The sequence below is a fragment of the Colwellia sp. MB3u-41 genome (assembly GCF_014076845.1).
In the GTDB taxonomy this organism is placed as follows: Bacteria; Pseudomonadota; Gammaproteobacteria; order Enterobacterales; family Alteromonadaceae; genus Colwellia_A.
Genome location: NZ_JACGUT010000079.1, coordinates 25,519 through 51,986, shown reverse-complemented (window position 1 = coordinate 51,986; position 26,468 = coordinate 25,519). Strand labels below are relative to the sequence as shown.

General features: G+C 37.5%; 25 protein-coding genes. 24 read left to right on the top strand and 1 reads right to left on the bottom strand.

Annotated elements, in window-relative coordinates; translation table 11 throughout:
- From H4J73_RS11515 to H4J73_RS20805, 12 genes are all read left to right on the top strand, one after another.
- Positions 1-906: a hypothetical protein gene (locus H4J73_RS11515; protein ID WP_182182147.1), complete on the top strand. Its 906-nt coding sequence runs from the start codon at positions 1-3 to the stop codon at positions 904-906.
- Positions 906-1,511, top strand: a complete 606-nt coding sequence (locus H4J73_RS11510) for a PilN domain-containing protein (protein ID WP_182182146.1) — start codon at positions 906-908, stop codon at positions 1,509-1,511. Before H4J73_RS11515 ends, H4J73_RS11510 begins: the two co-directional genes overlap by 1 nt.
- Positions 1,504-2,196 (top strand): hypothetical protein, encoded by a 693-nt coding sequence (locus H4J73_RS11505; protein ID WP_182182145.1) that lies wholly within the window; start codon positions 1,504-1,506, stop codon positions 2,194-2,196. Before H4J73_RS11510 ends, H4J73_RS11505 begins: the two co-directional genes overlap by 8 nt.
- Complete coding sequence (locus H4J73_RS11500; RefSeq protein ID WP_182182144.1) at positions 2,189-2,530, top strand: hypothetical protein; 342 nt, start codon at positions 2,189-2,191, stop codon at positions 2,528-2,530. The genes H4J73_RS11505 and H4J73_RS11500 overlap by 8 nt, the downstream gene beginning before the upstream one ends.
- Positions 2,527-4,242, top strand: coding sequence for a pilus (MSHA type) biogenesis protein MshL (mshL, locus tag H4J73_RS11495; protein WP_259366671.1), 1,716 nt, complete (start codon positions 2,527-2,529; stop codon positions 4,240-4,242). The genes H4J73_RS11500 and mshL overlap by 4 nt, the downstream gene beginning before the upstream one ends.
- A gap of 12 nt (positions 4,243-4,254) precedes the next feature.
- Positions 4,255-5,163, top strand: coding sequence for an ExeA family protein (locus H4J73_RS11490; protein ID WP_182182143.1), 909 nt, complete (start codon positions 4,255-4,257; stop codon positions 5,161-5,163).
- Positions 5,160-6,272 (top strand): lipopolysaccharide assembly protein LapB, encoded by a 1,113-nt coding sequence (locus tag H4J73_RS11485; protein WP_182182142.1) that lies wholly within the window; start codon positions 5,160-5,162, stop codon positions 6,270-6,272. The genes H4J73_RS11490 and H4J73_RS11485 overlap by 4 nt, the downstream gene beginning before the upstream one ends.
- Positions 6,273-6,274: 2 nt before the next feature.
- A complete protein-coding gene (locus H4J73_RS11480; protein ID WP_182182141.1) occupies positions 6,275-7,990 on the top strand; it encodes a GspE/PulE family protein in 1,716 nt (571 codons plus the stop codon).
- A 14-nt stretch (positions 7,991-8,004) separates the two neighbouring features.
- Complete coding sequence (locus H4J73_RS11475; protein WP_182182140.1) at positions 8,005-9,246, top strand: type II secretion system F family protein; 1,242 nt, start codon at positions 8,005-8,007, stop codon at positions 9,244-9,246.
- Positions 9,247-9,363: 117 nt separating this feature from the next.
- Entirely contained in the window at positions 9,364-9,900 is a 537-nt protein-coding gene (locus H4J73_RS11470; protein WP_182182139.1) for a hypothetical protein, read from the top strand.
- A gap of 138 nt (positions 9,901-10,038) precedes the next feature.
- Positions 10,039-10,647 carry a type II secretion system protein gene (locus tag H4J73_RS20810; protein WP_182182138.1) on the top strand — a complete coding sequence of 203 codons (609 nt, stop codon included), beginning with the start codon at positions 10,039-10,041 and terminating at the stop codon, positions 10,645-10,647.
- A gap of 103 nt (positions 10,648-10,750) precedes the next feature.
- Positions 10,751-11,212, top strand: coding sequence for a prepilin-type N-terminal cleavage/methylation domain-containing protein (locus H4J73_RS20805; RefSeq protein ID WP_182188793.1), 462 nt, complete (start codon positions 10,751-10,753; stop codon positions 11,210-11,212).
- A 63-nt stretch (positions 11,213-11,275) separates the two neighbouring features.
- Here the strand turns inward: H4J73_RS20805 and H4J73_RS11455 are convergent, their stop codons facing one another.
- A complete protein-coding gene (locus tag H4J73_RS11455; RefSeq protein WP_182180821.1) occupies positions 11,276-12,907 on the bottom strand; it encodes a PglL family O-oligosaccharyltransferase in 1,632 nt (543 codons plus the stop codon).
- 211 nt (positions 12,908-13,118) lie between these two features.
- On the opposite strand from H4J73_RS11455, the gene H4J73_RS20800 reads away from it, so the two are divergent.
- From H4J73_RS20800 to rng, 12 genes are all read left to right on the top strand, one after another.
- Positions 13,119-13,652 carry a prepilin-type N-terminal cleavage/methylation domain-containing protein gene (locus H4J73_RS20800; RefSeq protein WP_182180819.1) on the top strand — a complete coding sequence of 178 codons (534 nt, stop codon included), beginning with the start codon at positions 13,119-13,121 and terminating at the stop codon, positions 13,650-13,652.
- Positions 13,653-13,682: 30 nt separating this feature from the next.
- The gene (locus tag H4J73_RS20795) at positions 13,683-14,159 is read left to right on the top strand and encodes a prepilin-type N-terminal cleavage/methylation domain-containing protein (RefSeq protein WP_182180817.1); all 477 of its coding nucleotides are present in this window, start codon (positions 13,683-13,685) and stop codon (positions 14,157-14,159) included.
- Positions 14,149-14,751, top strand: coding sequence for a prepilin-type N-terminal cleavage/methylation domain-containing protein (locus H4J73_RS11440; protein WP_182180815.1), 603 nt, complete (start codon positions 14,149-14,151; stop codon positions 14,749-14,751). The genes H4J73_RS20795 and H4J73_RS11440 overlap by 11 nt, the downstream gene beginning before the upstream one ends.
- Positions 14,751-15,596: a PilW family protein gene (locus H4J73_RS11435; protein ID WP_182180813.1), complete on the top strand. Its 846-nt coding sequence runs from the start codon at positions 14,751-14,753 to the stop codon at positions 15,594-15,596. Before H4J73_RS11440 ends, H4J73_RS11435 begins: the two co-directional genes overlap by 1 nt.
- Positions 15,586-16,056: a pilus assembly PilX N-terminal domain-containing protein gene (locus tag H4J73_RS11430; protein ID WP_182180811.1), complete on the top strand. Its 471-nt coding sequence runs from the start codon at positions 15,586-15,588 to the stop codon at positions 16,054-16,056. The genes H4J73_RS11435 and H4J73_RS11430 overlap by 11 nt, the downstream gene beginning before the upstream one ends.
- 207 nt (positions 16,057-16,263) lie before the next feature.
- Positions 16,264-16,809 (top strand): PEP-CTERM sorting domain-containing protein, encoded by a 546-nt coding sequence (locus tag H4J73_RS11425; protein WP_182180809.1) that lies wholly within the window; start codon positions 16,264-16,266, stop codon positions 16,807-16,809.
- 197 nt (positions 16,810-17,006) lie between these two features.
- A complete protein-coding gene (locus H4J73_RS11420; RefSeq protein WP_182180807.1) occupies positions 17,007-21,398 on the top strand; it encodes a DUF6701 domain-containing protein in 4,392 nt (1,463 codons plus the stop codon).
- 257 nt (positions 21,399-21,655) lie between these two features.
- Positions 21,656-22,699, top strand: coding sequence for a rod shape-determining protein (locus tag H4J73_RS11415; RefSeq protein WP_182180805.1), 1,044 nt, complete (start codon positions 21,656-21,658; stop codon positions 22,697-22,699).
- 152 nt (positions 22,700-22,851) lie between these two features.
- Entirely contained in the window at positions 22,852-23,772 is a 921-nt protein-coding gene (gene mreC, locus H4J73_RS11410; RefSeq protein ID WP_182180803.1) for a rod shape-determining protein MreC, read from the top strand.
- Complete coding sequence (gene mreD, locus H4J73_RS11405; protein ID WP_182180801.1) at positions 23,759-24,238, top strand: rod shape-determining protein MreD; 480 nt, start codon at positions 23,759-23,761, stop codon at positions 24,236-24,238. The genes mreC and mreD overlap by 14 nt, the downstream gene beginning before the upstream one ends.
- Before the next feature lie 44 nt (positions 24,239-24,282).
- The gene (locus tag H4J73_RS11400; RefSeq protein WP_182180828.1) at positions 24,283-24,891 is read left to right on the top strand and encodes a nucleoside triphosphate pyrophosphatase; all 609 of its coding nucleotides are present in this window, start codon (positions 24,283-24,285) and stop codon (positions 24,889-24,891) included.
- Entirely contained in the window at positions 24,888-26,354 is a 1,467-nt protein-coding gene (gene rng, locus H4J73_RS11395; protein WP_182180799.1) for a ribonuclease G, read from the top strand. The genes H4J73_RS11400 and rng overlap by 4 nt, the downstream gene beginning before the upstream one ends.
- The last annotated feature ends 114 nt before the right edge of the window (positions 26,355-26,468 follow it).

Genomic DNA, 26,468 nt, shown 5'->3' with positions numbered 1-26,468 from the left:
ATGTCACTTATTACAAAAATAAATAATATTTTCTCAAAAATTGAGTCTACAAACTTGTTAGGTGTAAGCTTACGCCAGCAATCTTTTGCCTTTTTCTCTCGTCCCGAGCAAGGTGAACCTCAGTTTCAGCAAATTAATTCTCCATTGGCAGAACACCCTCAACAGATAAAAATTCAACAAGAAAAGTATCAGTTGCATGGACAATGTCATCTAGTGCTCGCTTCATCGCAAACACAAATCGTGCAAGTTGATAAACCTAATATTCCTGAAAGTGAATTAAATGACGCACTAAAATGGCAAATAAAAGACCTTGTTAATTATTCTCCAGAAGATATGATACTTGATTATTTTAATGGTCCAACGCTTTCCGGTGGAAATGAAAAAATAAATGTAGTTTGTGCTTCTAAAAAAGAAATCTTAACCTTGATTGAACCGCTTAATCATGATGGTTTAATCTTAAAGTCGATTACCACTGAGGAATTTGCTTTTGCCAGTTTACTCGCCGTACAAGACGATGCGTGCTTAATGGTTTGCCAGCAACCCAATGAAGAAATAATTCTGTTGATTATTAAACAAGGGAAAGTGTTTTTCTCACGTCGTTTACGTGGTTTTGCTCAAATTGCCAACAAAACAGAAGAAGAGTTATCATTGGGTATTGTTGATAATTTAAACCTAGAAATTCAACGCTCAACCGATTATTTTGAACGCCAACTAAAGCAAGCACCAATACGTTCTATTGAAGTTATTGTACCTATAGCTAATGAGGCTGTATTAGCGCGTAAACTTTCTGAAAACACCAATGTAGCTGTAAATTTACTCACGATGCCTGAGGGGTTTCATCATGCCCGAGAATTTGCTGCAACCCTAGGAGCTACGCAATTGAATCATATGGAGCCAATCAGCTAATGGCAAAAAATTCAATTAATTTACTGCAAACAGGCTTACTGCCTAAAAAAGCGTTAGTGACATTACCCCGTGTCGTTATGCTTTGGTCTTTGGTCTTTATCTTCATGTTGTTTTGGGCTTTCTTTAATCATTATCAGGTGAAAAAATTAAGCGCTGAGCGCCTAACACTCACTGAGATAAAAGCGAATCAAGATAATTTACTTGTTCAACTTGAAAATCAGTTAACCGCTAATCGGGCTGACGCTAAAGTGATTGAAGAGCTTGCGATACTGAAACATTTATTGAAAAACAAAAATGTATTACTGGGTGAGCTAACGGATCCAACCCATACATCAGTTGCAGGCTTTGCATCATCAATGACTGAATTGTCTTTAATGCATCACAAAGATATTAGTTTACAGCATGTTAATATTACCTATAAAGACTTAACTTTCTCTGGTTTAGCGCGAACACCTGAAGCGGTACCCGCCTGGTTAGCTAAATTTGAAAGGTCAAAATTTTTATCAGGTAAATCATTTATCAATTTTTCTTTAAACGAAAACGAACAAAAACTTACTGAGTTTGTCGTTAGCTCTAAACCAAATGCCGGGGGCGCTAATGAGTAAACAATGGCAAGGGTATTGTGAAAAATATGTCTCCATTACACCTCGTGAACAATATATGGTGTTACTGACCGGACTCATTGCAATAATTTTTATTATTTATAGTTTTTTTATTGATGATAATGGCGTGAAAATGGCGACGTTTGAACAGCAAATTGTGCAACTTAGTAGCAGTAATCGTACGGCTAAAACGTCTATCGACTTAATGGAAGAAGGCCTGTTGCAAGACCCTAATTTAGCACTCAACAGACAAATTTTGCAATACAAAGAAAGAGTAAGAAATGTTGATGTAAATCTATTAAAATTGACTTCAGACTTAATTGATCCGGTTCAAATGCGTTATGCGTTAATTAAGTTACTGCACACACAAAAAGGTGTTTCTTTGCAATCATTTCAAGTGATTGCGGCGCAACCTATAAATAGTTCAACTAAAGTTGTTAAAGCTGGTGGTAATAACGTTACTCAATATGAGACTAATCAGCAAGAGTTGGTACTCTATCGTCATGCAATAAAAATTAAATTAAGTGGTAGCTACTTCCAATTACGTGATTATCTAACCCAGCTTGAGGCATTATCGTGGAAGTTTTTCTGGCAAGAGTTTAATTACCAACTTAAAGAATATCCAATCAGTGAATTAGAAATAGAAATGTATAGCTTAAGTACTAAACAGGAGTTTATCGGTGTTTAAAAACTTAACTTTTGGTCCGCTGTTTTTTGTCCTTTTGCTTATCCCCTTTGAGGGCGATGCTCAAGACATTGACCCCACAAAACCGCTCTCGGGTTCGGGGTTTTCATCGAAGACCTCAGCAGAAGCAGCAAAAAAAGCCGAATTAATATTAGAAAGTATTATTCATGGTTTCGAAGTACATACGGTGGTTATTAACGGCCAAGTGTTAAAAGTCGGTGACTTTATTCACCAATATGAATTAGTAGCGGTGAATAACACCAGCGTAGTCTTACGTTCAGCAGAAAAACGCTTAAAGCTTAGTGTTTTTTCTAGTGTCGTGGTTAAATCAAAATGAAAAGATATGATCAAATGAAAAATACCCAAAGAAAGATTTATTCTTTCACATTAATTTTAGCGTTACTGGGTTGTCAAACGGCACCTAATAAACCGACAGAAATGATTGATGCGCTAGACAAAGCCATTGAAGAATCTAGCAAACCTGCACCGAAGGCGTTAACACAAGTCCCTAATGCTATTCAGCAAGAATTAATGCAGCGTAATATAAGCCAAGCGCGAGAGGGTTTATTAGCAGAGAAACGTTTAGAAATTGCAGCAAGCGATGTTAGCGCTCAAGAGTTTTTTGCGGCCTTAGTTGATGAGTCATCTTACAGCGTTGCTGTTCATCCTGATGTAACAGGAACTATTACCCTAAATTTGAAAAATAATACGCTTAACGAAGTACTTGATGTGGTCGAAGAAGTTTACGGCTATGAAATTCGTCGCAATGGCAAAGTTATACAAGTTTATCCAGCGGGTATTCGCACAGAAACGATCCCCCTCAACTACTTGTTCGTCAAGCGCTCAGGTATGTCGAGCACCAGTATTAACTCTGGTGGTGTGTCAGAAAACGATCAAAACAATAGCAATAATAATTCAACCAGCAATTCTAATAACTCAGGTAGTTCAAATGGTAATAGTCAAAACACTCAGCAAGGAAGTAGCGGTATCAATATTTATACCGAGACTAAATCTGATTTTTGGACTGAACTACAGGAAAACTTAACCGTACTTGTTGGTACTGAGGAAGGGCGTTCCGTATTTGTTTCTCCACAAGCAGGTTTAGTCACTGTACGCGCTTTACCTGAAGAAATAAAAGTCATTAAAGATTTCATTAATGAAACGCAAACCCATTTACGTCGTCAAGTTATTATTGAAGCTAAAATAATGGAAGTTACGCTTAATGATGATTACCAGCAAGGTATTAAGTGGGACCAAGTCTTAGGAAGTATTGGCAGTACTGATTTAGCTTTTTCAACGACGGGTGCTATTGCGGGTAACTTTATTTCCAATGCTATTGGCGGTACAAGTAGTCTGTCTATTAGTAATAAAGATTTTTCAGGTGTTATTGATTTATTGTCAACACAAGGCAATGTGCAAGTACTGTCAAGTCCAAGAATTACCGCAACTAACAACCAAAAAGCAGTCATTAAGGTTGGTGGCGATGAGTATTATGTTACCGAGGTTTCAAGTACAACGACAACCGGTACTTCTACAACAACGACACCAGAGATTAACTTAACGCCCTTTTTCTCAGGGATAGCTTTAGATGTTACGCCACAAATTGATGGTAATGGTGAGGTTATTCTTCATGTTCATCCTTCTGTTACTTCAACGGACGAACAAACCAAAGTAATTAAATTGGGTAATGAAGAAATCATTTTACCACTTGCAAAAAGTAGCGTACGAGAGTCAGATACTATTATTCGCGCTAAATCAGGTGAAATAGTTGTTATTGGTGGTTTAATCGAAACACGAAAAGTTGAGTTAGAATCTAAAACACCTTTCTTAGGTGATATTCCATTTATGGGTGAGTTATTTAAAAGTAAAAGCGAAACCACTCAGAAAAAAGAACTGGTTATTATGCTCAAACCTATTGTTGTTGGCCAAGATACTTGGAAAAACCAACTACAAGATGCACGTTCGCTGTTAAAGCACTGGTTCCCTGAAGAGAATGATTTTTCTCAAAGTGAAAAAGGTAAGTCTAATGATTCAAGCAATGATCAATAATAGTCAGTATTTATGTATCTTTACCATTTTGGCTTAACGGAACTTCCGTTTACGTTAACGCCTAATACTGCATTTTATGTAGGGTTAGAGCCGCACAATGAAGCCTTAGCAGTATTACTAACTGCTCTGAAAGCGGGTGAAGGCTTTATTAAAGTGATTGGTGAAGTAGGTACGGGCAAAACCCTCCTTTGCCGAAAATTGCTTAATGAAATACCCGAGCACTTCGTTACTGCTTATATTCCCAATCCTTACTTGAAGCCTGACGAACTACGCCGTGCAGTAGCGGTTGAATTGGGGGTGAAACAAGCACAGCGTATGTCTGCTCAATTACTGACTCAACGTATTCAACAGCGATTATTAGAACTGCATTCAGCAGGGCATTCGGTTGTACTCATACTTGACGAAGCACAAGCTTTACCGGAAGAAAGTCTTGAGGCTTTACGGTTATTTACGAATTTAGAAACAGAAACGCGTAAACTTTTGCAAGTCGTGTTATTTGCTCAGCCAGAATTAGATGAACGCTTAGCCACAACTAGGTTTAGACAACTGAAGCAGCGCATTACTTTTTCTTATAAATTACGTGCAATGACCGCACTTGAAGTACAACGCTACATTCAGCACCGTATGCAAGTAGCAGGCTATAAAGGCGCTACTTTATTTAATAGCGCTTTATCGAAGAGAGTGGCGAAAGTGAGTATGGGGATCCCACGCTTAGTTAATGTACTCTGTCATAAAATGTTGATGTTAAGTTATGGACAAGGGCAGTATCAGATAACTAATAAGCATTTAACCGCTGCAATAGAAGATACTGAAGCTACAAGGCAAGTAAGTTACCTTAAAGTGTACTTAAGTATTGCGGGTGTGCTTCTTTCTACAGTATTAATTGCTTATGTTTTGAAGAATTATGGAGTGATCGCTTGAGCGTAATTAATCAAATGCTAAAAGATTTAGACCAGCGTCAAGCTGACCAAGGAGGAACGAGTCATTTTACCGTACCCGTTGATTCTCCTTCTTCGAATAAAAAAATTATTTTTATCAGCTTAATTGTCATTGTTTTATTAAATACGGGTGGAATTTTTATTTGGCAAATGTATGTTGAAAACCAAGCATTAAAGGTGTCAAAAGCGTTAAAAATTAATCACAGTGAAAAACCAGTATTAAAAAATAGCAAATTAGATAATAGTGCTCATGTGGTTAAAAATGAAAGTACAAATCAGGCTAACAATAGCAACATAACTACAGGCTTGCTAAAAACTCAGCAGAATAAAGCTGATATAGCTCAAATTATTCCACCAATAAATAAGCTTACCCAAGACAATATCAGTAAAATTGAGGTGCCTTTGGCAACAATGAGCACGGCAACTTCTTCTTCAAATAATCTGCAAGCACCTGTTACATTAACGTCTTTGCCAGTAACTAAGTCAACGTTAAAAATATCGCGGAAAGAACTCTCACCCGATGCATTAGCCAAACAAAAATTAATACGCGCTGAACAGGCCCTGGCTAACAAGGATATTGCTAAGGCAGAAAGTTTATTTGAAGATGTGTTATTGGTTATACCTGAGCATAAAAGCGCAAGAAAGCAATTAGCGGCATTATGGTTTGGACGTCAAGCTTATTCAGATGCATTAAATTTACTTTCACAAGGTATTAATTTATCACCTAACGATAGTGAATTTCGTCTGATGAAAGCCCGAATTTATTTAAAAAAGAACAGAATACGACAGGCATTTACCACTTTAAACAATATACCTAATGTTAATGACGTTATTAATGTTGAGTACCAGAGTTTACGAGCAACAATGGCTCAGCAGCTTAATGAATTCTCGTTTTCCGCAGAGGCGTATCAAATTTTAGTCAGCATTGAGCCTTCCTCTAGCCGTTGGTGGTTAGGCTTGGGTGTCGCTTTAGATAGTAATAGTGAATTTGAGCAAGCGAGTTTTGCGTACAAAACCGCATTAAATAAGAACGGGTTATCTGGAAGCGCTGAAAATTTTGCCCGTCAGCGTATTACCGAGTTGGGAGAATAATTATGGCAGCACCTAAATTAAAGATGCGCCTTGGCGATTTATTAGTACATGAACATATTATTACTAATGAGCAGCTAATGCAGGCACTCAATAGCCAAAAATCTACTGGGCGAAAATTAGGGGATACTTTAATTGAGCTTGGTTATATAGGCGAGCGTCAATTACAAGAGTTCCTTGCACAGCAACTTAACGTACCTTTTTTAGATATTAGTCAGCGCTTCATTCAAAGCGAAGTTGCGTTATTGTTGCCTGAAGTTCATGCGCGTCGTTTACGTGCTTTGATCATTGAAGATCAAGGTGGCAGTGTGTTACTCGGTATGAGTGACCCTGCTGATTTAAGTGGTATTGATCAGCTAGAGCAAATGCTTGCCCCAAAAAAGTTAAACCTTGCTGTCGTCATGGAATCTCAGCTTTATCAAGCCTTCGATGCGTTATATCGACGCACGGCAGACATAGAGTCGTTTGCGAGTCAGTTAGAAGAAGAATACGAACAAACAACTGATTTCGATTTATCGTCAACCTTTTTAGATGACAGTGGTGATGCAACCGTAGGTAAATTATTACAATCGGTTTTTGAAGATGCCGTGCAAATGCGTGCCTCTGATATTCATATCGAACCTGATGAGAAATTACTCCGTATCCGTCAACGTATCGATGGTGTATTACAAGAAAACATTTTAAAAGAAAATAAAATTGCCTCAGCTATGGTGCTCCGATTAAAGCTCATGGCAGGCCTGGATATTTCAGAGAAGCGCTTACCACAAGATGGCCGTTTTAATCTTCAAATTAAAGGGCATAATATTGACGTTCGTATGTCTACCATGCCAGTACAACATGGTGAGTCAGTCGTTATGCGTTTACTTGATCAATCTGCCGGACTTTTATCACTTGACCAAACCGGTATGCCAGCCGATTTAGTCGCGCGGGTACGCCACCAAATTACACGGCCACACGGCATGGTGTTGGTCACAGGACCTACAGGTAGCGGTAAAACAACTACGTTGTATGGTGCACTAAGTGAACTAAATCAATCAACTAAAAAAATAATAACCGTAGAAGATCCTGTTGAATATCGTTTGCCCCGCATCAATCAGGTACAAGTTGCGCCAAAAATAAATTTGAATTTTTCAACAGTACTGCGTACAGCATTACGACAAGATCCTGATATTATCATGGTGGGCGAAATGCGTGATCATGAAACAGTAGAAATTGGCTTACGAGGTGCATTAACCGGTCACTTAGTGTTGTCAACACTGCATACAAATGATGCTATCACCAGTGCGTTAAGGTTAATAGATATGGGCGCAGCAGGCTTTTTAGTGGGTAGTTCACTGCGGGCGGTTATTGCTCAACGTTTAGTACGAAAAATTTGTGAACATTGCGGTGAAGATCACACGCCAGACAGCCAAGAAATGATGTGGCTTACCCATCTCGCTGGTGATGAAGCAGCAACCGTGACATATAAAAAAGGGCGTGGCTGTCAATCATGCCAGTACAGCGGGTACAAAGGGCGTATTGGTGTTTTTGAATTATTAGAAATGAATGAACCTATGATGGCGGCGCTTAAACGTGATGACCCAGAAGCGTTTACCGAATTAGCGAAAGCAAATCCAACATTTACACCCTTAGCACAAGCTGCATTTAGTTATGCTAAACAAGGGGTTATTAGCGTGGAAGAAGTACTTCGTTTAGTTGATACTATTGATGTTCAAGGCTAAGAGTAGAGTTAATTATGGCGACATTTAGTTACGTGGGCCGAAGTTTTAGTGGTTCGCAAGTTAAAGGTACAATAGAAGCAGCAAACGCTAATGCTGTTGCTGAGCAGTTGTCGCGGCAAGGCATTATTCCCGTTGCCATTAATCAATCTACAACGAAAGCGAGCGGCTCATCAGATTTAGCTAATATTGATATTGGTGAATTACTGGGGTTTTCTGTTATCTCTCTCGATGAATTGATTGTTTTTTGTCGGCAAATGTATGCACTGGTGCGCTCTGGTGTTCCAATACTTCGTGCTATTAATGGCATGGCGGAATCAAGTACATCAAATAAATTGAAAATTGCGTTAACTGACGTTTCTAGTCAATTAGAGGGGGGGTATGAGCTTTCGACGGCCTTAAATAAACACCCCAAAATTTTTTCACCTTTATTTATTTCACTCGTACATGTTGGCGAAAATACGGGTCAACTTGATGGTTCCTTCTTAAAACTCGCCAGTTATTTTGAACGCGAACAAGACACCCGTAAACGCATAAAAACGGCGATACGTTATCCCAGTTTTGTGCTTGTTGCGATAGTCATTGCGATGATTATCTTAAATATATTTGTTATTCCAACGTTTGCTAATATGTTTGCAAAATTAGGTGCTGATTTACCTATCACAACAAAAATGTTGATCGCGAGTTCAAATTTCTTTTTAAATTATTGGCCTCATCTCCTGGTGGCCTGTGTGTTTGGTTTTTTGGGCCTGAGACATTATTTAAAAACGGTTCGAGGTATGTATTTATGGGACCGACTAAAAACAAAACTTCCTATAGTAGGAGGTATTATTGAACGTTCTATTTTGTCACGCTTTTCTCATAGTTTTTCTATTGTATTAAAAGCGGGTGTGCCTTTAACCACGGGGTTAACCTTAGTGTCTGATGCGGTAGATAACACTTACATGCGAGATAAAATTTTAGCGATGCGTGGTGGAATTGAAAGTGGTGACAGTTTATTGCGCTCAGCTAATGCCAGCAAACTATTTACGCCTCTCGTCCTACAAATGGTTGCGGTAGGTGAAGAAACTGGCCGTGTAGACGAGCTATTAGAAGAAGTGGGTGATTACTACGAGCGTGAAGTTGATTACGAACTCAGCACATTAACAGCTCGTATTGAACCTATTATGATCGCCATTGTTGCTGCTATGGTATTAGTACTCGCGTTAGGTATCTTTACCCCAATGTGGGACATGATGTCGGCTTTTAAAGGTAAATAATATCAACCGTTAAAGTCACACTTGATGACTGTAGATATCAATCGTTACTTTGAGCACGTTTCAGGGTTTACATAGTAAAAACATAATAATGTTTTTAAGTACTTAATTAGTAAGAATATGACATTACAACAGGTTAGTGCTAAAAAAGGGAAGTCTGTGGCAGAGAACCTGATCATAATGGCTATGATTGGTTTACTGATGGCGACATTTATTTATTATTTCTTTAAACAAGAAGCGCATTTATCTCGAGTCGGTTTTGATTCGGTTGCCAATACCTTTTCTGCACGGGTTACGGGTATTCATGCGCAATGGTTTATGGATAATAAACCGCGTTGGGTTATTATTAAAGAAACGACAACCGTAAATGGTGCTAGTGACACCAATCGTATTGAAGTTAATAAGGCGGGTTGGATTGATGTCGCTTTAGCAAATGGCACAAGCAATCAAAATGAGTGTCGTAAAATATGGCAACAGGTGCTAACAACGCCTATGGTTTATATGAAGCAGCCTATTTCAGCTGTATCGGTAAATATAAAGACAAATACAGCGACACAACAAAAAAATCGTTCGTGTCAGTATAGTTTGCCAAGTGGTGAGTATTTTGAATACCAGCCGAGTAACGGCAAGGTAAGTAGAATCAAAGTACGTGAGTAGCGAAAAAAAAATTATTTTTACGTATAGGTTAAAAAATGTAATTAAAGCTCACTAAGTAAGTGACTTTATTAGTAAATCGTTGTTAGAATCAATTAATAGTGCCGGTGAATGTACTGGTAAAAAAAAATAGAGGTTGTTATGAAGAAGCAGTCAGGTTTTACATTAATAGAACTGGTTATCGTTGTTGTTATTTTAGGGTTCTTAGCTGTTACTGCTATACCTAAGTTTCTTGACTTAACTGATCAAGCTAAGCAAGCCAATATTGAAGGTATGGCGGGCGGCTTTGCCACAGGTATTTCTTTAGCACGAGCACAATGGGAAGCTGAAGGCAGAAATAATGATGGCGCAGTGCCACCAAAAAACTTTGTGAATTACGATGGTGTTACATTATATCTGACAGTCGAAGACACGGTTAATAACATCAGACCAGGTTATGTACTAGGCACTACTGCAACAGCATCTATTGCAGCGGTTAATTGTATTTCTGTTTGGAATAGCCTTTTTCAGCAACCTCCTACTATTGCTCAATACTCAGGAACTATTGCTGTATCGGTTAATTATATCGCCGCAACCAATACAACCAATGCTAATAACCCTTACTGTATTTATTATCTAAAAGAAACATTAGATAAAAATGTTGCTGGTGGCTATGCAGACCCAGGCACATTAATAACGAAAGGGAATAACTTTACCTACTCGCCAGCAAATAGCACGGTAGCGATAAATATCAATGTAAACCCTAGTTAAACTTAAATAGACACATAAATAAAAAACTTTAAAACTTTAAAACTTTAAAACTTTAAAACTATAAACTATAAACTATAAATTATAAATTATAAAAAGGTAAATTATGAAAAAATTACAAAAACAAGCAGGTTTTACACTAATAGAATTAGTCATCGTGATTGTTATTTTGGGTATTTTAGCCGCGACTGCTGCACCTAAGTTTATTGATTTGACAGGCGATGCTAAAGCGTCAGTAATTAAAGGAGTTAAAGGTGCATTAAATTCTGCCGTTGATCTAGCACATGCTAAAGCATTAGTTGCGGGTAAAATTAGTGCGGCAGCAGCAGGTCAAGCGATCAGTGTTGGTTCTTCAAACATTCTTTTAAATTATGGTTGGCCGACTAAAGAATCAATTGCTAGTTTAATTGCCATTGACTCAGATATAGTGACAAGTACATCAACGACTTCTATTACGTTTACGCATGCGAATGCGACTGACGGAACAGAATGCTTAGTAACTTATACTAATACAGTAACAAACAGTGAAACTAGACCAACGATTGGTATTGATACTGATAAGTGTTAACTGGTAAGAAAATAAAAAACCGAGCATTGCTCGGTTTTTTATTATTAGATGTTTATTAATACACTAATCATCTTTAGACTTTACAATATTTATTCCCCAATCTTCAACAAGCGGATATGTTAATTTAGCTTCTTTTAAAACTCTCTGATATGCAACTTCCTGTTTCAAAATACCTAAGCACAACAATATATTTGAATAAATGCTCTTTCTTGGAGCATGTCTAACACGGCCAAGTCCCCAATTAATATATCGTTGTAAAGCTTGAGGGCTTTTCTCTCGCAACCCAGCGACTAATGTATGCCCATAAATGTTTTTATCTAGCCTACTTTGCCAAGCGATAGGGTTTTCAATATCTAACAACCGCTCAATATTTTGATAACCATGTTTTTCATGTTCAACAACAATGTTGCCAGTGTGTAAGGTAGTTATTAAGAAAGGTAGAAAAATGATAGGAAATAATATAGATAAAAAACGTAATAAAAAAAAATTATCTAATCTAGACTCAGACTTATCACTGTTACTGTGCATATCAGTAAACCAGAGTAAGATAATAAAAACAAACCAGTGGCTTACTGAGCTATAAAAGGGGAACTCTAATTGGCTGTGCAGCAGTAATGGGGTGATCAATCCTAAAATGGTCAATCGCTTGGCGAGCTTATTATTTATTTTTAGCCAACTTTTCATATAGGCGACAACGAAAAAAATCATTCCTAATAACGCAATAACGCCACCTTCACTTACCCAATATAAAACTTCGTTGTGCGGGTGTGCCATTCGTTGTTGTGCAGCACCAATTTCAGGATGTTCAATAACATAACGATTATAGGTATCAAGAAAAACGCGCTCATAAAGACCATAACCTGCACCTTTTAAGGGGTGGTCTTTAATCATCTGTGTGGTAATTAAGTAAGTATGTGGCCGAGCACCTGCCTTTTGATAGTTTTCTTCTCCGCGGTTAAATATCTCACTGTTGTTAAAGCTGATTATAGACATGGCAAAAGCTACGAAAATTATTGCTAAATTAATTCCTAGCTGTTTTTTATGCTTAAAGTATAAATAAGGGCTAATAAAAGCCAGGACTAAAAGAGTCGTTAAATGTCCAGTTCTTGACTGCAAAACCACTACTAAGAAAGTAGCTGAGAATAAGCAAAAGTAACAAAGTGCTTGTTGATATTTATTAACAGAGAATTTTTTTGAAGTAACGGACAAATATAAGGCAATTGCTATACCTGTAGCCATAAAGCTGGCCATAACATTAGGTTGTAGAAAACTGCCGTGCGGACGGCTAATGCCAGGCTTATAGCCCGCCCAATCACTGGTTTCTAAAATAAAATATTGCACTAAACCAAAGCAAGCTTGTATTGCAATAGCTATTAATATCCACCACAAAACCTGTTGTGGGTTTTTTCTTAATTCATCAAATTGATACAAACAAAATAACAGTAGCAAGCCACCGGCTAAGCCGAGTAAGCGAGGAATAGCATGGTCGCTAAATTCACTGCCATAAAACATCGGAACGCATAAACATAAAAAGCCTAATAGACTATAAAGTTGTAAGCTACTGGTCACGACTTTCTTATTAAGGGTTATTTGCCAAAGTCCTAAAGAAATAAGAATGGTAGCAATTAGCCAACCAAAGACATTGAATGATAAATACAAGCCTGTGCCACCGGGGGTTTCCAGTACAACATGCATGGCAAAGCAGAAATATGAGATAAGTAAAAATCGAAAATAGGGGAAAAGAGTCAATAGAGTCAAAATATTTAAAAAATAGATATCAAAGAATAGAGTGCTTCACTTGTATTTACAATATCTTATCATAGAATTATTTGTAGATTACAAGATATGTTTTTATGAAAAAATACGATATGCTGTAGAGATTAAGTAAGATGGAATTTTAAATAAAATGAAGGTATTAACGAAGTCTTCGGCTACATTTAAGCAATCAAATAAAGCGACTAAAGGTTTTACGCTGATTGAACTCGTCGTCGTTATTGTGATTCTTGGTATTTTAGCCGCGACAGCACTTCCGAAATTTATTAACTTAAAAGCAGATGCACAAACAGCAACATTGCAAGGTGTTAAAGCAGCAATGCAAAGTGCTGCTGCACTTATTCATAGTAAGTCGTTGGTTAAGGGTAATCATAGCTTGGCGATAGGCACCGTTAACATTGATGATGGTGGCGGTTTAGCTAATGACGGAGAACTATCCCTTAACTTTGGCTACCCGTTAGCAAACGTCGGTGAGTGGCAACGGCTGCTTAATTTAGGTGAAAATTTTAAATATCGAGGACTCGGTGGAACCACCGGACGAGTGGTTGCCATCTATCGCGATGACACGACAGCTCCAATCAGAACAACAGATCCGTGTATCGTTTATTATGTAAGAGCCGTAGACGCTAATAGCCCGCCACAATATGTTATTAATAAGTGTATTTAGCGTTTAAAGGCAGAGTAAGGAAATACATTGATGAACGACAAATCGAGAACATATGTACTTAGAAAATATCATCGTGGTTTTACTCTGATTGAGTTAGTCATTGTTATCATCATATTAGGTATTCTTTCGGCAACGGTAGTCCCTAAATTTTTCACTTCAAATGGTTTTACTGAATATGCATATCGAACCGATGTTATTGCTAAACTACGCTTAATACAAACCCGTGCTATGCAACAAGTTAATGACTCTTGCCACCAGATAATGATCAGCGCAGATAAACTTGGTAAGGTAACTTGTGACACTCCCCCTGCATATATGGAGAAAAAAGCTACTTTAGTTGTCATCGATAATAACGATAATGTTACCTTTAGCCCTATAGGACTTACCTTTTCTTTTGATAGTTTGGGGCGCCCACAAGGTTGTAACCAGCCTTGTGAGATTAGCATCTCTGGTGATCAGGAACTGAAGGTTTCCATTGAAGCAGAGGGTTATATTCATGCCCTTTGATCAACGCTTACCCTTAAATTCTGTTTCACCTTTGCAAAAGGGTTTTACCTTAATAGAAAGCATTATTGGTATTGTCGTATTATCTATCGCCTTTTCTATTTTAACGACATTAATTTATCCATTATCTAATCAAAGTGCCGAGCAAGTTCACCAAATAAGGGCAGCTGAATTAGGCCAGTCGATGATTAACGAAATCTTAGGTAAAGCGTTTGATGAAAATTCTGATATGTCGGGAGGGTTCTATCGTTGCGGTGACGACATCAATAACGATGGCGAAATTAAACTTATTGATGGTGAAAATACCTGTTCAACAATCTTACAAAATGAAGAGTCTGATGATCGTGAATTCTATGACGACGTAGATGACTACCAAGGACTCGTTGTTATCGAGAATTCACTTGGGGAATCAACAGGAAATGATATTTACATAGGTTATCAACTTAATGTCACCGTTGTTAATGACGGTGACTACGACGGTAATCCAGACGGAAATTCAATTACGACCAATTTCACAGCTAAACTAATAACGGTCACGGTAACTACACCTCAAGGTTTTGATTTTGTCTTTTCTGCTTATAAGGCTAATTTCTAATGCGCATATTATCGGCTAAGGAAAAGGGTTTTACTTTAGTGGAGTTAGTTACGGTAATCGTAATTTTAGGCGTGTTGGCTGTTAGCACAACGAGTTTTATTCAGTTTGGTACAAAAAGTTATACTGATGCAGTGGATCGTGAAGAGATAACGTCAACAGCACGTTTTGTTATTGAACGGTTAAATCGAGAAGTAAGAAACGCCTTACCTAATAGTGTCCGTGTTGTGAATGGTAGTGGAAAAAAATGTTTAGAATTTATACCGATTGCACAGAGTGCAATTTATCTAGATATCCCTGTATTGCCTGAGCCAACGTCAAATACGATAACATTAGTGCCGTTTAAGAGTGCACTTGTCGATAATAGTTCAAAAATTGCGGTGTATGCACTTAATACCGATGATATTTATGATAATAACAATGGTGTTATTCATGACTTTGATTCACTTTCCCCTTTGCTAAATAGAAATGAACTTAATGACAGTTCGCCAGCAGTAGTATTAACGTTAGGTAACCCTGCTAATCCTATACATTTTAGGGCCGATTCTCCAACGAGCCGCATTTATTTTATAGAGCCAGCGGTTGCATTCTGTCTTGAGAATGATGAACTTTATCGATACAAAAACTATACAAACTCCATTGTAGATAATACGCCGATACGCAGTAATAATGGCGTTGAGAATAATTGGAGCCTAATGGCTGAAAACCTTGGGAATACAGTATCACCCTTTAATGTTGTTGATGTAACATTAAGACGTAATGCACTAGTGTTAATTCAGTTACATTTCTTTATAAATCGAGAAAACATTATTTTTAGTCATGAAATACAGGTGCCTAATGTTCCATAATAAGCAGGTAATAATATTAACGTCATTTTACCATTTACGTACGCCTAATAAACATCAAGGTAGTTCATTAGTCATCGCTATATTTATTATTGTTGTTTTGTCCCTTCTGGGAGCAGCTTTGGTTAAAATGATGGCATCAAGCCAGCAAAATGTTGCGTTTGAAGTGTTAGGAACCCGTGCGTATACAGCAGCACAAACAGGAGTTCAGTGGCAATTAGCACAATTATTTCCTGTTGGTTTAGGCACTAGCTCGACAAAAAAATGTAGTGATGTCAGCCATGTCCCTCCTGTAATTAATAATACATCAGGTTTAAAAGGATGCAATATAATAGGTCCTATCGGATGTAATGACTTTCTTCATGATGGTGTTCGTTATTATACGGTTACAAGTATTGGCTCGTGCGATATTGACGGGGAAGCTACGTCGAGGATAATTGAGGTAGAAGCACGGAGTTTGTAAAATTTTACTTAAATCCCCTTTAATTTTATACACTATATGTTAATAAATATAGTGTTGGTTTTTTTTACAGTTGTACTTTAAAATAAAAAACAATACACTCCATTGTATTGTTTATAGTAGCTAATTTAATACTGGTACGGTATATGCATATGATGTGATATCTGGTGATTCGTACCATTGTAGTTTTTCATTAATTGAGGTTTTATAATGATAAAATATACGCTTAAATTAATTTTAACGTTTTCCCTGCTTTTCTCTAGTGCATCTTTTGCGGGTTACATTACCACTGAACTGACCAGTGATACATATATCACATATAAAGGTTACGATTGGACCTGGGCTGCACCTATCAGCACAACAAATTTTTCTGATATAGACCCCACTACGGGTGAATGGGTAGATAATATATTTGAAAACCCTACAGTACATATTGGCTGGATGGCGATTATTGACACTAATATAAAGCAACTGTTTGCAGAACTAACGTTGAGCGATTTTCAACGTAATGGACAAATAATTCAATCAGTAGCATATTGGAATTCAAATTTTGTTCATGTTGATATCGCTGATTTTAACATCAAAGTAGGTGTTAAAGGTGCTGATGGCTATACTAACGAAATAAATGACACTTTCTACGTACGTAATATTGCTGACAGACCGACAGCTCAAGTACCTGAACCATCTACCCTTATGATTTTTGCTATCGCACTAATTGCTTTATCTCTGAGAAAGCGCGCTATTAAATCACGCTGAGGTTAAGTAAAGAAAATTCAAAACAGCCTCGCCATTGCGGGGCTTTTTATTGTCCTAAAAACAATTATAGACCCTTAAATAATTGTTTTTAGCTACTCGATACTATAATAAACACTAGCCACTACTTGTTATCAGTAATACTTAAAGGTAACTTTAGTATATTGATTATACTTCTTTTTCTCGTTAGGGAATTCACAATGCTGTTTCGTAGTATCTCTGTTATTTTTTTATGTGTTTTTGTTCAATACTCGGCAATTGCAGCACAATGTCAGGTGGTATTTCCTGATGTTATTGCTACTCATGGCAATAGCAGTGGTAATAGTCAGATAACCTTTGGCTATAATGCCCGACTTATTAATAATCCAGACACTGAATTAGCTACTGGACAAGTAAGTCACAATGCTGGTTCGAATATCAACAGCTGTAGTAGTGCCGATTGTACAGCGTCAAATATTTCAGCAGAAACAGTCAGTATTAACTTTTTGTCTGGTGGTGGTTCTGTTAATTATAATCCTCCTGGTTCCCAAATAACGACTTTTGGAACAACAACTGTTAACAACTATAATCAAGTATCCTCTAGTGCTAATGCAACGTTAAATTTTAGTGATAATCATGACGTATATTTTTTTGAACAACTCGCTGTTGGCTATAATAATACCCTGAACTTATCTGGTGGGAAAACCTATTATATTAGCAGCTTTTCGGTTGGTTCTCAGACTCAAATAAATGTGGTGGGTGCAGGCACAGCTAAAGTAATTATAGATTCAAATATCAATTTTACCTCACCCGTTACTATTAATTCTAATGCTGTAAATCAAACAGGTGATACGAGTAAATTGGTTATGTATGTGGATGGTAATGTAACCTTTGGCAGTAGTTCTACATTCTCGGGTGCACTTTATGCTAAAAATATAACCTTTAATTCTGCAAGTTATTTGTTCGGTGTTGCATCTGGACAAACAGTGATCCTTAATTCCAACTCGACATTAACTTATGACGGCAACGTTTTTAACGCTGATTTTGGTGAAATTTGTGAAGTTGAGGTAGCAGCTCACCCCATTGTTGATTATCGTTTTGATGAATGTACCTACACTGGTTTAGGGTTTGAAGTTATAGATAAAACAGAGAACTATAATGCGGGCATCTATGGCATTGATGAATCAGCGGACGACGCTCAAATAAATAATGCATTGGATCTTTCTAAAACAGATACTAGTGATTGGCTAAGCGTTCCTAGAGGTGTTGTCGATGGGCTTAACAATTTTACACTCTCACTATGGATAAATACCAATAAAGATAAAAGTCAACAAGAAATTTTTCAAGCATTGGGGAAAAATAAAAAGGATGATGAATTAGAAATTTACCTTAAGGATAATAAAGACGTTAAGGTAAAAATAAAAGATGACAGCAAAACATTGAGTAGTGAGATTGAGTTGACTGATGGTCAGTGGCATCACTTACTTGTAACGCGTGAAAATGACAAAGTCTGCTTGTTTGTTGATGGTGATTATCAAGAGTGTGATACTGGAGTTGGCAGCGGGAAACTCTCTGTTCCTTATTCTGACAGCATTGTTATCGGGCAAGAACAAGACGATTATAGTGGTGATTTTAACTCATCGCAAAGTTTTGAAGGATTGATTGATGAATTTAAGATATATGCCCTAGTACTTTCCACTACAGAAATAAATAGCCTGTATGATAACGAATATAATGGGAAAAACTATGACGGTAGTCTCAGAGCAGAGGTTAGTTGTAGTTTATTAGCTTTTTATCGATTTGAGCAATTGGATTTTTCATCTCAAATTAACGACAATAGTGACGTGGGTAACCACGGTTTAAATGATGGAGGAGAGTCAATTACGAATGGTCAGTATTGTCGAGGGTTTGACAGTAATGGTAAAAATAGTGACACATCAACAGAAAATGCCTTCTCAAGTAGTTTAGATGCAGACGATGATATTGGTAATAAAGGCACAATAAGCTTTTGGTTCAACAGCAATAACGGGTGGGCAGACGATAATTTTAATCGGGTTTTATTTGATGCCACATTGGCAGAACACACATCGACATCAAAAAATAAGTACTTTGTTTTAAGATTGAAATCTGATGGCCGCTTAGACTTTAGATTTGAAGATTCAAATGACAGTGATTTTTCAGTTACTGAGCCTAACGTTACCGCACGTTTACCCAATACTTGGTATTATCTCACCGTTACTTGGGATTTTGATAATGACACTTTTCAACTGTATGTTGACGCTTCTAGTGTCGTTGAACAAACAGAGAGTACCAATGGCCAATTAGGTGAATTAGGAACGTTAATTTTTGGCGATAACACAACAAGTTATTACACACCTGATGACTCTGCTAACGGTAAGTTTGATGAAGTTAGAATTTATTCAAAAGTATTAACTCAAAACGAAATTCAAACTGATATGGACGAAAATTTTGATTGTGTAAATAATATAAACCATTATCGCATTCAACATGATGGACAAGGGCTAACCTGCGATATAGAAACGGTTGTTGTAAGCGCCTGTACTAATGTATATGACGGTAGCGATTGTATTGAGAGTAATGAAGAAATTACGCTTGATTTAGTGGCGACAGGGGGAAGTAATACTGTAAATACAACAACAACATTTATTGGCAGTACTGATGTCGATTTTAATTACACGGTAAGTGAAAATATTACCTTATCAATTGCAAATGAAACTATCTCGTCGACGAGTAGTGAAGAGGTGTGTACAAACAATATCTGTATAATGACGTTTGCCGATGCGGGTTTTATTTTTTCAGGTATTGATGATATTGAAGTGGCAGGTGTTGCCAATACTGGTTTAACCATTCAAGCGGTAAGCAATAATAATGGAGTTTGTGTGGGTGTATTCAATGAACCTAAAAAGGTAGATTTTGCGATTGAAATGATATCGCCAGATCGCATAAGCGATAAAAAATATACGATAGCCTCTAATGAAATTAACCAAAACCGTGCTGGTAACATCGATAGTTACCAAACAATTAATCTTACTTTTGGTGCTAATTCAACAGCTTTACTCGGTAACAATACTTACTTTGATGCGGGTAATATTGTATTGCATGCTAAGCATACTATCGCTGCCACATCTGAAAATCCGGCTGTAACTTTATTCGGCAATTCTGCTTTTTACGTGCGTCCGTATGCTTTTGGTATATATCCAACCAACGCTTATCAACAAGCTTTAACTGAACAAACTGCCGAAGCAGGCACAGTAACTCAGCAAGCAGGTCTTGAATTTAATTTATTAGTTGAAGCGATTAATCGACAAGGTGATAAAACAGCTAATTTTACAAATAAATCAGTGGAGCTAAGTTTACAACGTATTGCTCCTATCAGTAATGGTTTTGATGGGTTTTTAACTTACAATGATGGCAGTATTACCTCAACAGTTACCGCGAATGATTACAGTGGTGGAAAAATATTAAGTTTTATGGCGGGTGAATTTCAAGACAGTGAAGTGAAATTTAGTGAAGTTGGTTTACTAAAGGTAGCCTTACGTGAACAGCAAACCGTGAGTAATGTCGCTAGTTATGCGCAAGGAAGCGAGAATGTTGGACGCTTTACACCTGCGTATTTCATTCAAACGATTGTAGATAATAATGAGACGAGTGAAGCAGGAAGTATTACGGCTAATCACAATGATACTTGCATAATTAACTCTTGGGTTTATAGCGGACAAAAAACGATAGATAATAATGTTGAGGTAGGCTCAATTAAATATGGTGTAGAGCCAATATTAACTCTTACTGCTTACAATGCTAATTATGGTCTTACAAAAAATTATATGGGTGATTTTGTTAAACTTGATAATAATGATGTGAGCTTCAGTTCACCATTAAGCATTCATGCTAATGGTTTACCGTTACTGGCTGATGTTAGTGCCGTAGGGAGTTTTATAAGTATTGAAGATGGTATATTAAAATACAGATTATCTGATCAACATCACTTTACTTACTTGAGAAATGCTAACAGTGTCATAGCCCCTTTCTATGCCGCATTTGAAATACCAATAAATAGTATTATTGATAATGATGGCATCACGATTAAACCAGATGATAGCAATGGTTCATACTTTTTAAATCCGAGTTTTACTTCTCAGGAGAATATCGGTGTCAATGTTCGCTTTGGTCGTTTAATAGTTGAAAATAGTTTTGGTCCTGAAATTTCAAATATTTCACAGCCTATGTATGCACAATATTTAGCTGAAAATGGACAGTATGTTACGAATACTGACGATTCCTGTTTGTCTATTTCGAGCGAGAATAATGAGATTATTTTAACTGATGGAACTTTAGACAAAAATTTATCGGGGATCACTTTGGAAACAAGTCAATTAAAAAATGGCTATAGTCAAATTATTGAGCTAACAGCAACAAATGCACAAGGGGACATTAATGTTGAATATACTGCACCCGTTTGGTTACAGTTTGACTGGCTAAATGCAAATAATAATTTTGATGGTCCATATAATCAAAACCCATCAGCAACAGCGACCTTTGGCGTATACCGGGGCAACGATCGTATTATATCATGGCGAGAAATAGGTAATTAGCTTAGCAATTTCGTTGCTTTTATCTCTTTTAATAAATAAAACCGAAAAAACATCTATTTAAAGGTGTTTTTTTACAAACAGACAACACATTTCCTAAAGTCTGGGGTATGATTAAGTGTTATAACTTTTAATTAAATACTGAACATTCTTACTTGTTATTTTTAATACTAATTTATTGATTAAATTAATATGTGGTAGAATTTTAGTCGTTTTGGCAATTTAGTGCCTTAGCACCATTTGTAGGATATTTTGACCTTATGTTTAAAAAATTACGCGGCATGTTTTCTAACGATTTATCAATAGATTTAGGAACGGCGAACACTCTTATTTATGTAAAAGACCAAGGTATTGTTTTAAATGAGCCTTCGGTAGTTGCTATTCGTCAAGACCGCTCTGGTGGTTCAAAAAGTGTAGCTGCAGTCGGTTCTGCTGCAAAACAAATGCTCGGCAGAACGCCGGGTAATATTGAAGCTATTCGCCCAATGAAAGATGGTGTTATTGCTAACTTTTTTGTTACTGAAAAAATGCTTCAGTATTTTATTAAGCAAGTGCACAGTAATAACTTTTTACGCCCAAGTCCTCGTGTACTCGTTTGTGTGCCTTGTGGTTCAACTCAAGTTGAGCGTCGTGCCATTCGTGAGTCAGCCCTTGGTGCTGGCGCACGTGAAGTTTATTTAATTGACGAACCTATGGCTGCCGCTATTGGTGCTGGTATGCCTGTCTCAGAAGCCACCGGTTCTATGGTGGTCGATATTGGCGGCGGTACGACAGAAGTGGGTATTATCTCATTGAATGGTGTAGTATATTCTTCATCGGTTCGCATCGGAGGTGATAAATTTGACGATGCCATTATCAATTATGTACGTCGTAACTTTGGCAGTTTAATCGGTGAAGCAACGGCGGAGCGCATCAAGCATGAAATAGGCTCAGCTTATCCAGGTGAAGAAGTCTTAGAAATTGAAGTGCGTGGCCGTAATTTAGCCGAAGGTGTTCCTCGTAGTTTTACCTTAAACAGCAATGAAATATTGGAAGCATTACAAGAGCCATTAACCGGTATTGTTAGTGCTATTATGGTTGCTTTAGAGCAAGCGCCACCAGAATTGGCCTCTGACATTTCAGAACGCGGTATGGTGCTTACTGGCGGCGGTGCATTATTAAAAGATTTAGATCGCTTATTAATGGAAGAAACAGGTATTCCTGTTGTAGTTGCTGATGACCCACTAACTTGTGTGGCTCTTGGTGGTGGTAAAGCGCTTGAAATGATAGACATGCATGGTGGCGACCTATTTTCTTATGAGTAAATGTTCTTACGAATAAGTCATACTAATTATTTATTGCCATGTTAATTAACGACATTGTGAAGATGTTCATTGACGCGCGTCAACTCAGTTCATTCTTCTTGTCTTTAGTCTACATGGCCGCCGATAAATTAGCATTTATACAAGTTTAACTTATGAATCCAATATTTAAACATGGCCCTTCTCCTCAGCACCGACTTTTGTTGGTGTTGTTTTGTTCTATATCTTTAATTTTTTTCGACCATAAAGTGAATAGTTTCGAGAACATTCGTGGCTATTTGCAGTCTATGGTAAGTCCTTTACAGTATTTAGCGACCACGCCTAAACAGATAATGACCTGGGCGTCAGAAAATATTATTACCCGACGACAACTGATTAGCGAAAACCAACAATATAAAATTTCAGAATTACGTTTCCATCAGCAATTACTGGCATTGGAAATTATAAAAAAAGAAAATGAACGTTTACGCTTATTGCTTGCTTCGCCACTAAGAGGTGAAGTCAAGAAAATGGTTGCTGAAATATTGTCAGTAGATTCTGATCCTTACAGTCATCAAGTGGTTATTAACCGCGGGAGTGACGACGGCCTTTTTGAAGGGCAGCCAGTCATTGATGATGAAGGTATTGTTGGACAAGTTTTGCATGTGGGCATAAACAGCAGTCGAGTCATTTTAATTACTGATGTTACGCACGCGGTACCGGTAAGAGTCAGTCGTAATGGTGTTCGTTTAGTTGCATCAGGTACTGGGCAAATAGACAGGCTAACACATAATTTTGTACAACATAGTACGGATGTTCGCAGTGGTGATTTACTCGTAACGTCGGGTCTTGGCGATAAATACCCTGAAGGATATCCTGTTGCTCGGGTTACCACCGTTATACAAAATGACGCTAATGCCTTTGCACTGGTTCAAAGTGAGCCGGTGGCTAAAATAGACAGATTGCGTTACTTACTGTTACTTTGGCCTGAAAAAGCCCCTGGAATTTTTGCGCCTTCACAAAAAAAAGCAGCACCAGATAAATTAGTGAATAAAAAAAGTGACAATGACACAGGAATAAACAATGCCGATTCGTAATATTTTGATTATTATGTTTACTACAGTTATTGCTTTAATTGCCAGTATTATGCCATTACCACTAAGTATTGATGCCTTTCGTCCAGATTGGGTATTGGTGGTACTTGTTTATTGGTGTTTGGCGTTACCTGGGCGAGTGAATGTTATTACCGCTGGTTTTGTTGGTTTCTTACTTGATGTTTTACTCGGTTCTATCCTGGGTGTGCACATGATGGCAATGGCTATGGTCGTTTATATTATTGCTGGGAACTTCCAAAAAATTCGAAATTTCTCTGTTTGGCAACAATCTCTTATTGTGGGTGTTTTATCCGCTTTATACCATTTAATTGTTTTTTGGATGCAGCGGTTTTTAACCGATGCGGTGTTTCTCCCCAGCTATTTATATCCGGTGATCACCACGATAGTACTTTGGCCATGGGCGTTTTTATTATTAAGAAAAGTACGTCGTCACTTTCGTATAACTTAGTGCCTATTCTCCACCCGTTAATTGAGTAAATTTGTATGAAGCCTATGTTAGTTTTAGCCTCACAGTCACCCCGAAGAAAAGAATTACTCAGTCAACTGGGCTATCAATTTAAAACTGTTTCAGCTGATATTGATGAAAGTATTCTCGGTAATGAATTACCTCGAGACTATGTTTTACGTTTAGCGATTGAAAAAGCAAAAGTGGTTTCAAAGGATCTTGCGGCAGACTGCGTGGTGCTTGGCTCAGACACTAGCGTTATTTTTAAACAACATATTTTGGGTAAACCTGAAAATATTGAAGCGTGTTGCCAGCAATTACTCATGCTGTCAAACAATACTCATCAAGTCTTTACCGCAATTGCAGCGGTAAAGAATAATCAAATCTCTTCTGCCATCATTTCTACTGATGTTACCTTTAAAGCGCTGACCATTGAAGAAATCCAACGTTATTGGCATACCGGTGAACCGCGTGATAAAGCTGGCGCTTATGGTATCCAAGGTATTGGCGGACAATTTGTGACACAAATTAAAGGTAGTTATTCTGCCGTGGTCGGTTTACCTTTGTATGAAACAGCAAAACTATTAGCTGAGCTTGGTTTACCTACACCTATTCAAGACCCAGCAACGTATCTAAGGGACGGAGAAACTCTATGAGTGGTGAATTACTGATTAATGTAACCCCAAGTGAGACACGTGTTGCGCTAATAGAAAACGGTGTGTTGCAAGAAGTACATGTAGAGCGTGAATCTCGTCGAGGATTAGTGGGTAATATTTATTTAGGTAAAGTTATTCGAGTACTGCCGGGTATGCAAGCCGCCTTTATTGATATTAATTTAGATAAAGCGGCTTTTTTACATGCGTCAGATATCAATACCAAACTGATTATCAATAATGATGACTTACCCGCAGATCATGTGCCAGACATAAGAGCGTTAGTACATGAGGGCCAGCAAATTGTCGTTCAGGTCATTAAAGACCCGCTTGGCACAAAAGGTGCGCGCTTAACCACAGACATTACCGTGGCAGCTCGATACTTAGTGTTAATGCCCAATGCAAACCATGCAGGTATTTCACAACGAATTGAACACGCTAAAGAACGTAATCGTCTTAAAGATATTATTACGCCATACTGCAGCGAAGAGCATGGTTTTATTGTGCGAACTGCTGCTGAAGGTGCTGACGAAAAAGAATTAAAACATGATGCTGAATTTTTACGTCGTGTTTGGAAAAAAGTACAAGACCGTAAAAAAAGAAAGCAATTCAAAACGCCTATATATCAAGACTTGTCATTGGCATTTCGTGTGTTACGTGATTTCGTTGGTATCGATTTCGAACGAATTCGTATCGATTCAAAACTTACCTATGAACAGCTACGAGAGTTTACAGAAGAGTTTGTGCCTAATTTAACGCCAGTTTTAGAATGTTATCCAGGTGAACGACCTATCTTCGATTTGTTTGATGTTGAAAATGAAATACAAAGAGCACTACATCGAAGAATTGACTTAAAGTCAGGTGGCTACTTAATTATCGACCAAACTGAAGCCATGACCACTATTGATATAAATACAGGTGGGTTTGTTGGTCATCGTAATCTAGAAGAAACCATTTTCAATACTAATCTAGAGGCAACACAAGTTATTGCCCGACAGCTCAGACTTAGAAATCTAGGTGGCATTATTATTGTCGACTTTATCGATATGAACAGTGTAGAGCATCAAAAACGTGTTTTACACAGCTTAGATGTTGCGATGGCGAAAGACAAGGTTAAATATAGCATCAGTAAATTCTCTAAGCTGGGCTTAGTTGAAATGACACGTAAACGTACCCGTGAAAGTTTAGAGCATGTGCTTTGTGGTGAATGTTCAGTGTGCTCAGGCCGTGGACATTTGAAAACTGTGGAAACTGTTTGTTTTGAAATTTTACGTGAAATCGTCCGAGTAAACCGAGCATATGATTCAGACAAGTTTATTGTTTATGCTTCTTCTGCGGTAAGTGAGTCATTAATTAATGACGAATATCATCACCTTGCTGAGTTAGAAGTGTTTATAGGTAAGCAAATTAAAGTTCAGACAGAATCCATGTATAATCAAGAGCAATTTGATGTGATTATGATGTGATTTTAAACGACTAATGGTAGCCTTTTTGTATGATCTTGATACTAACATGTAGGTGATAGTTCCAGGGTTTAGTTACACAGTAAATAAATTAACCAATTAAAGTAAACATTAATC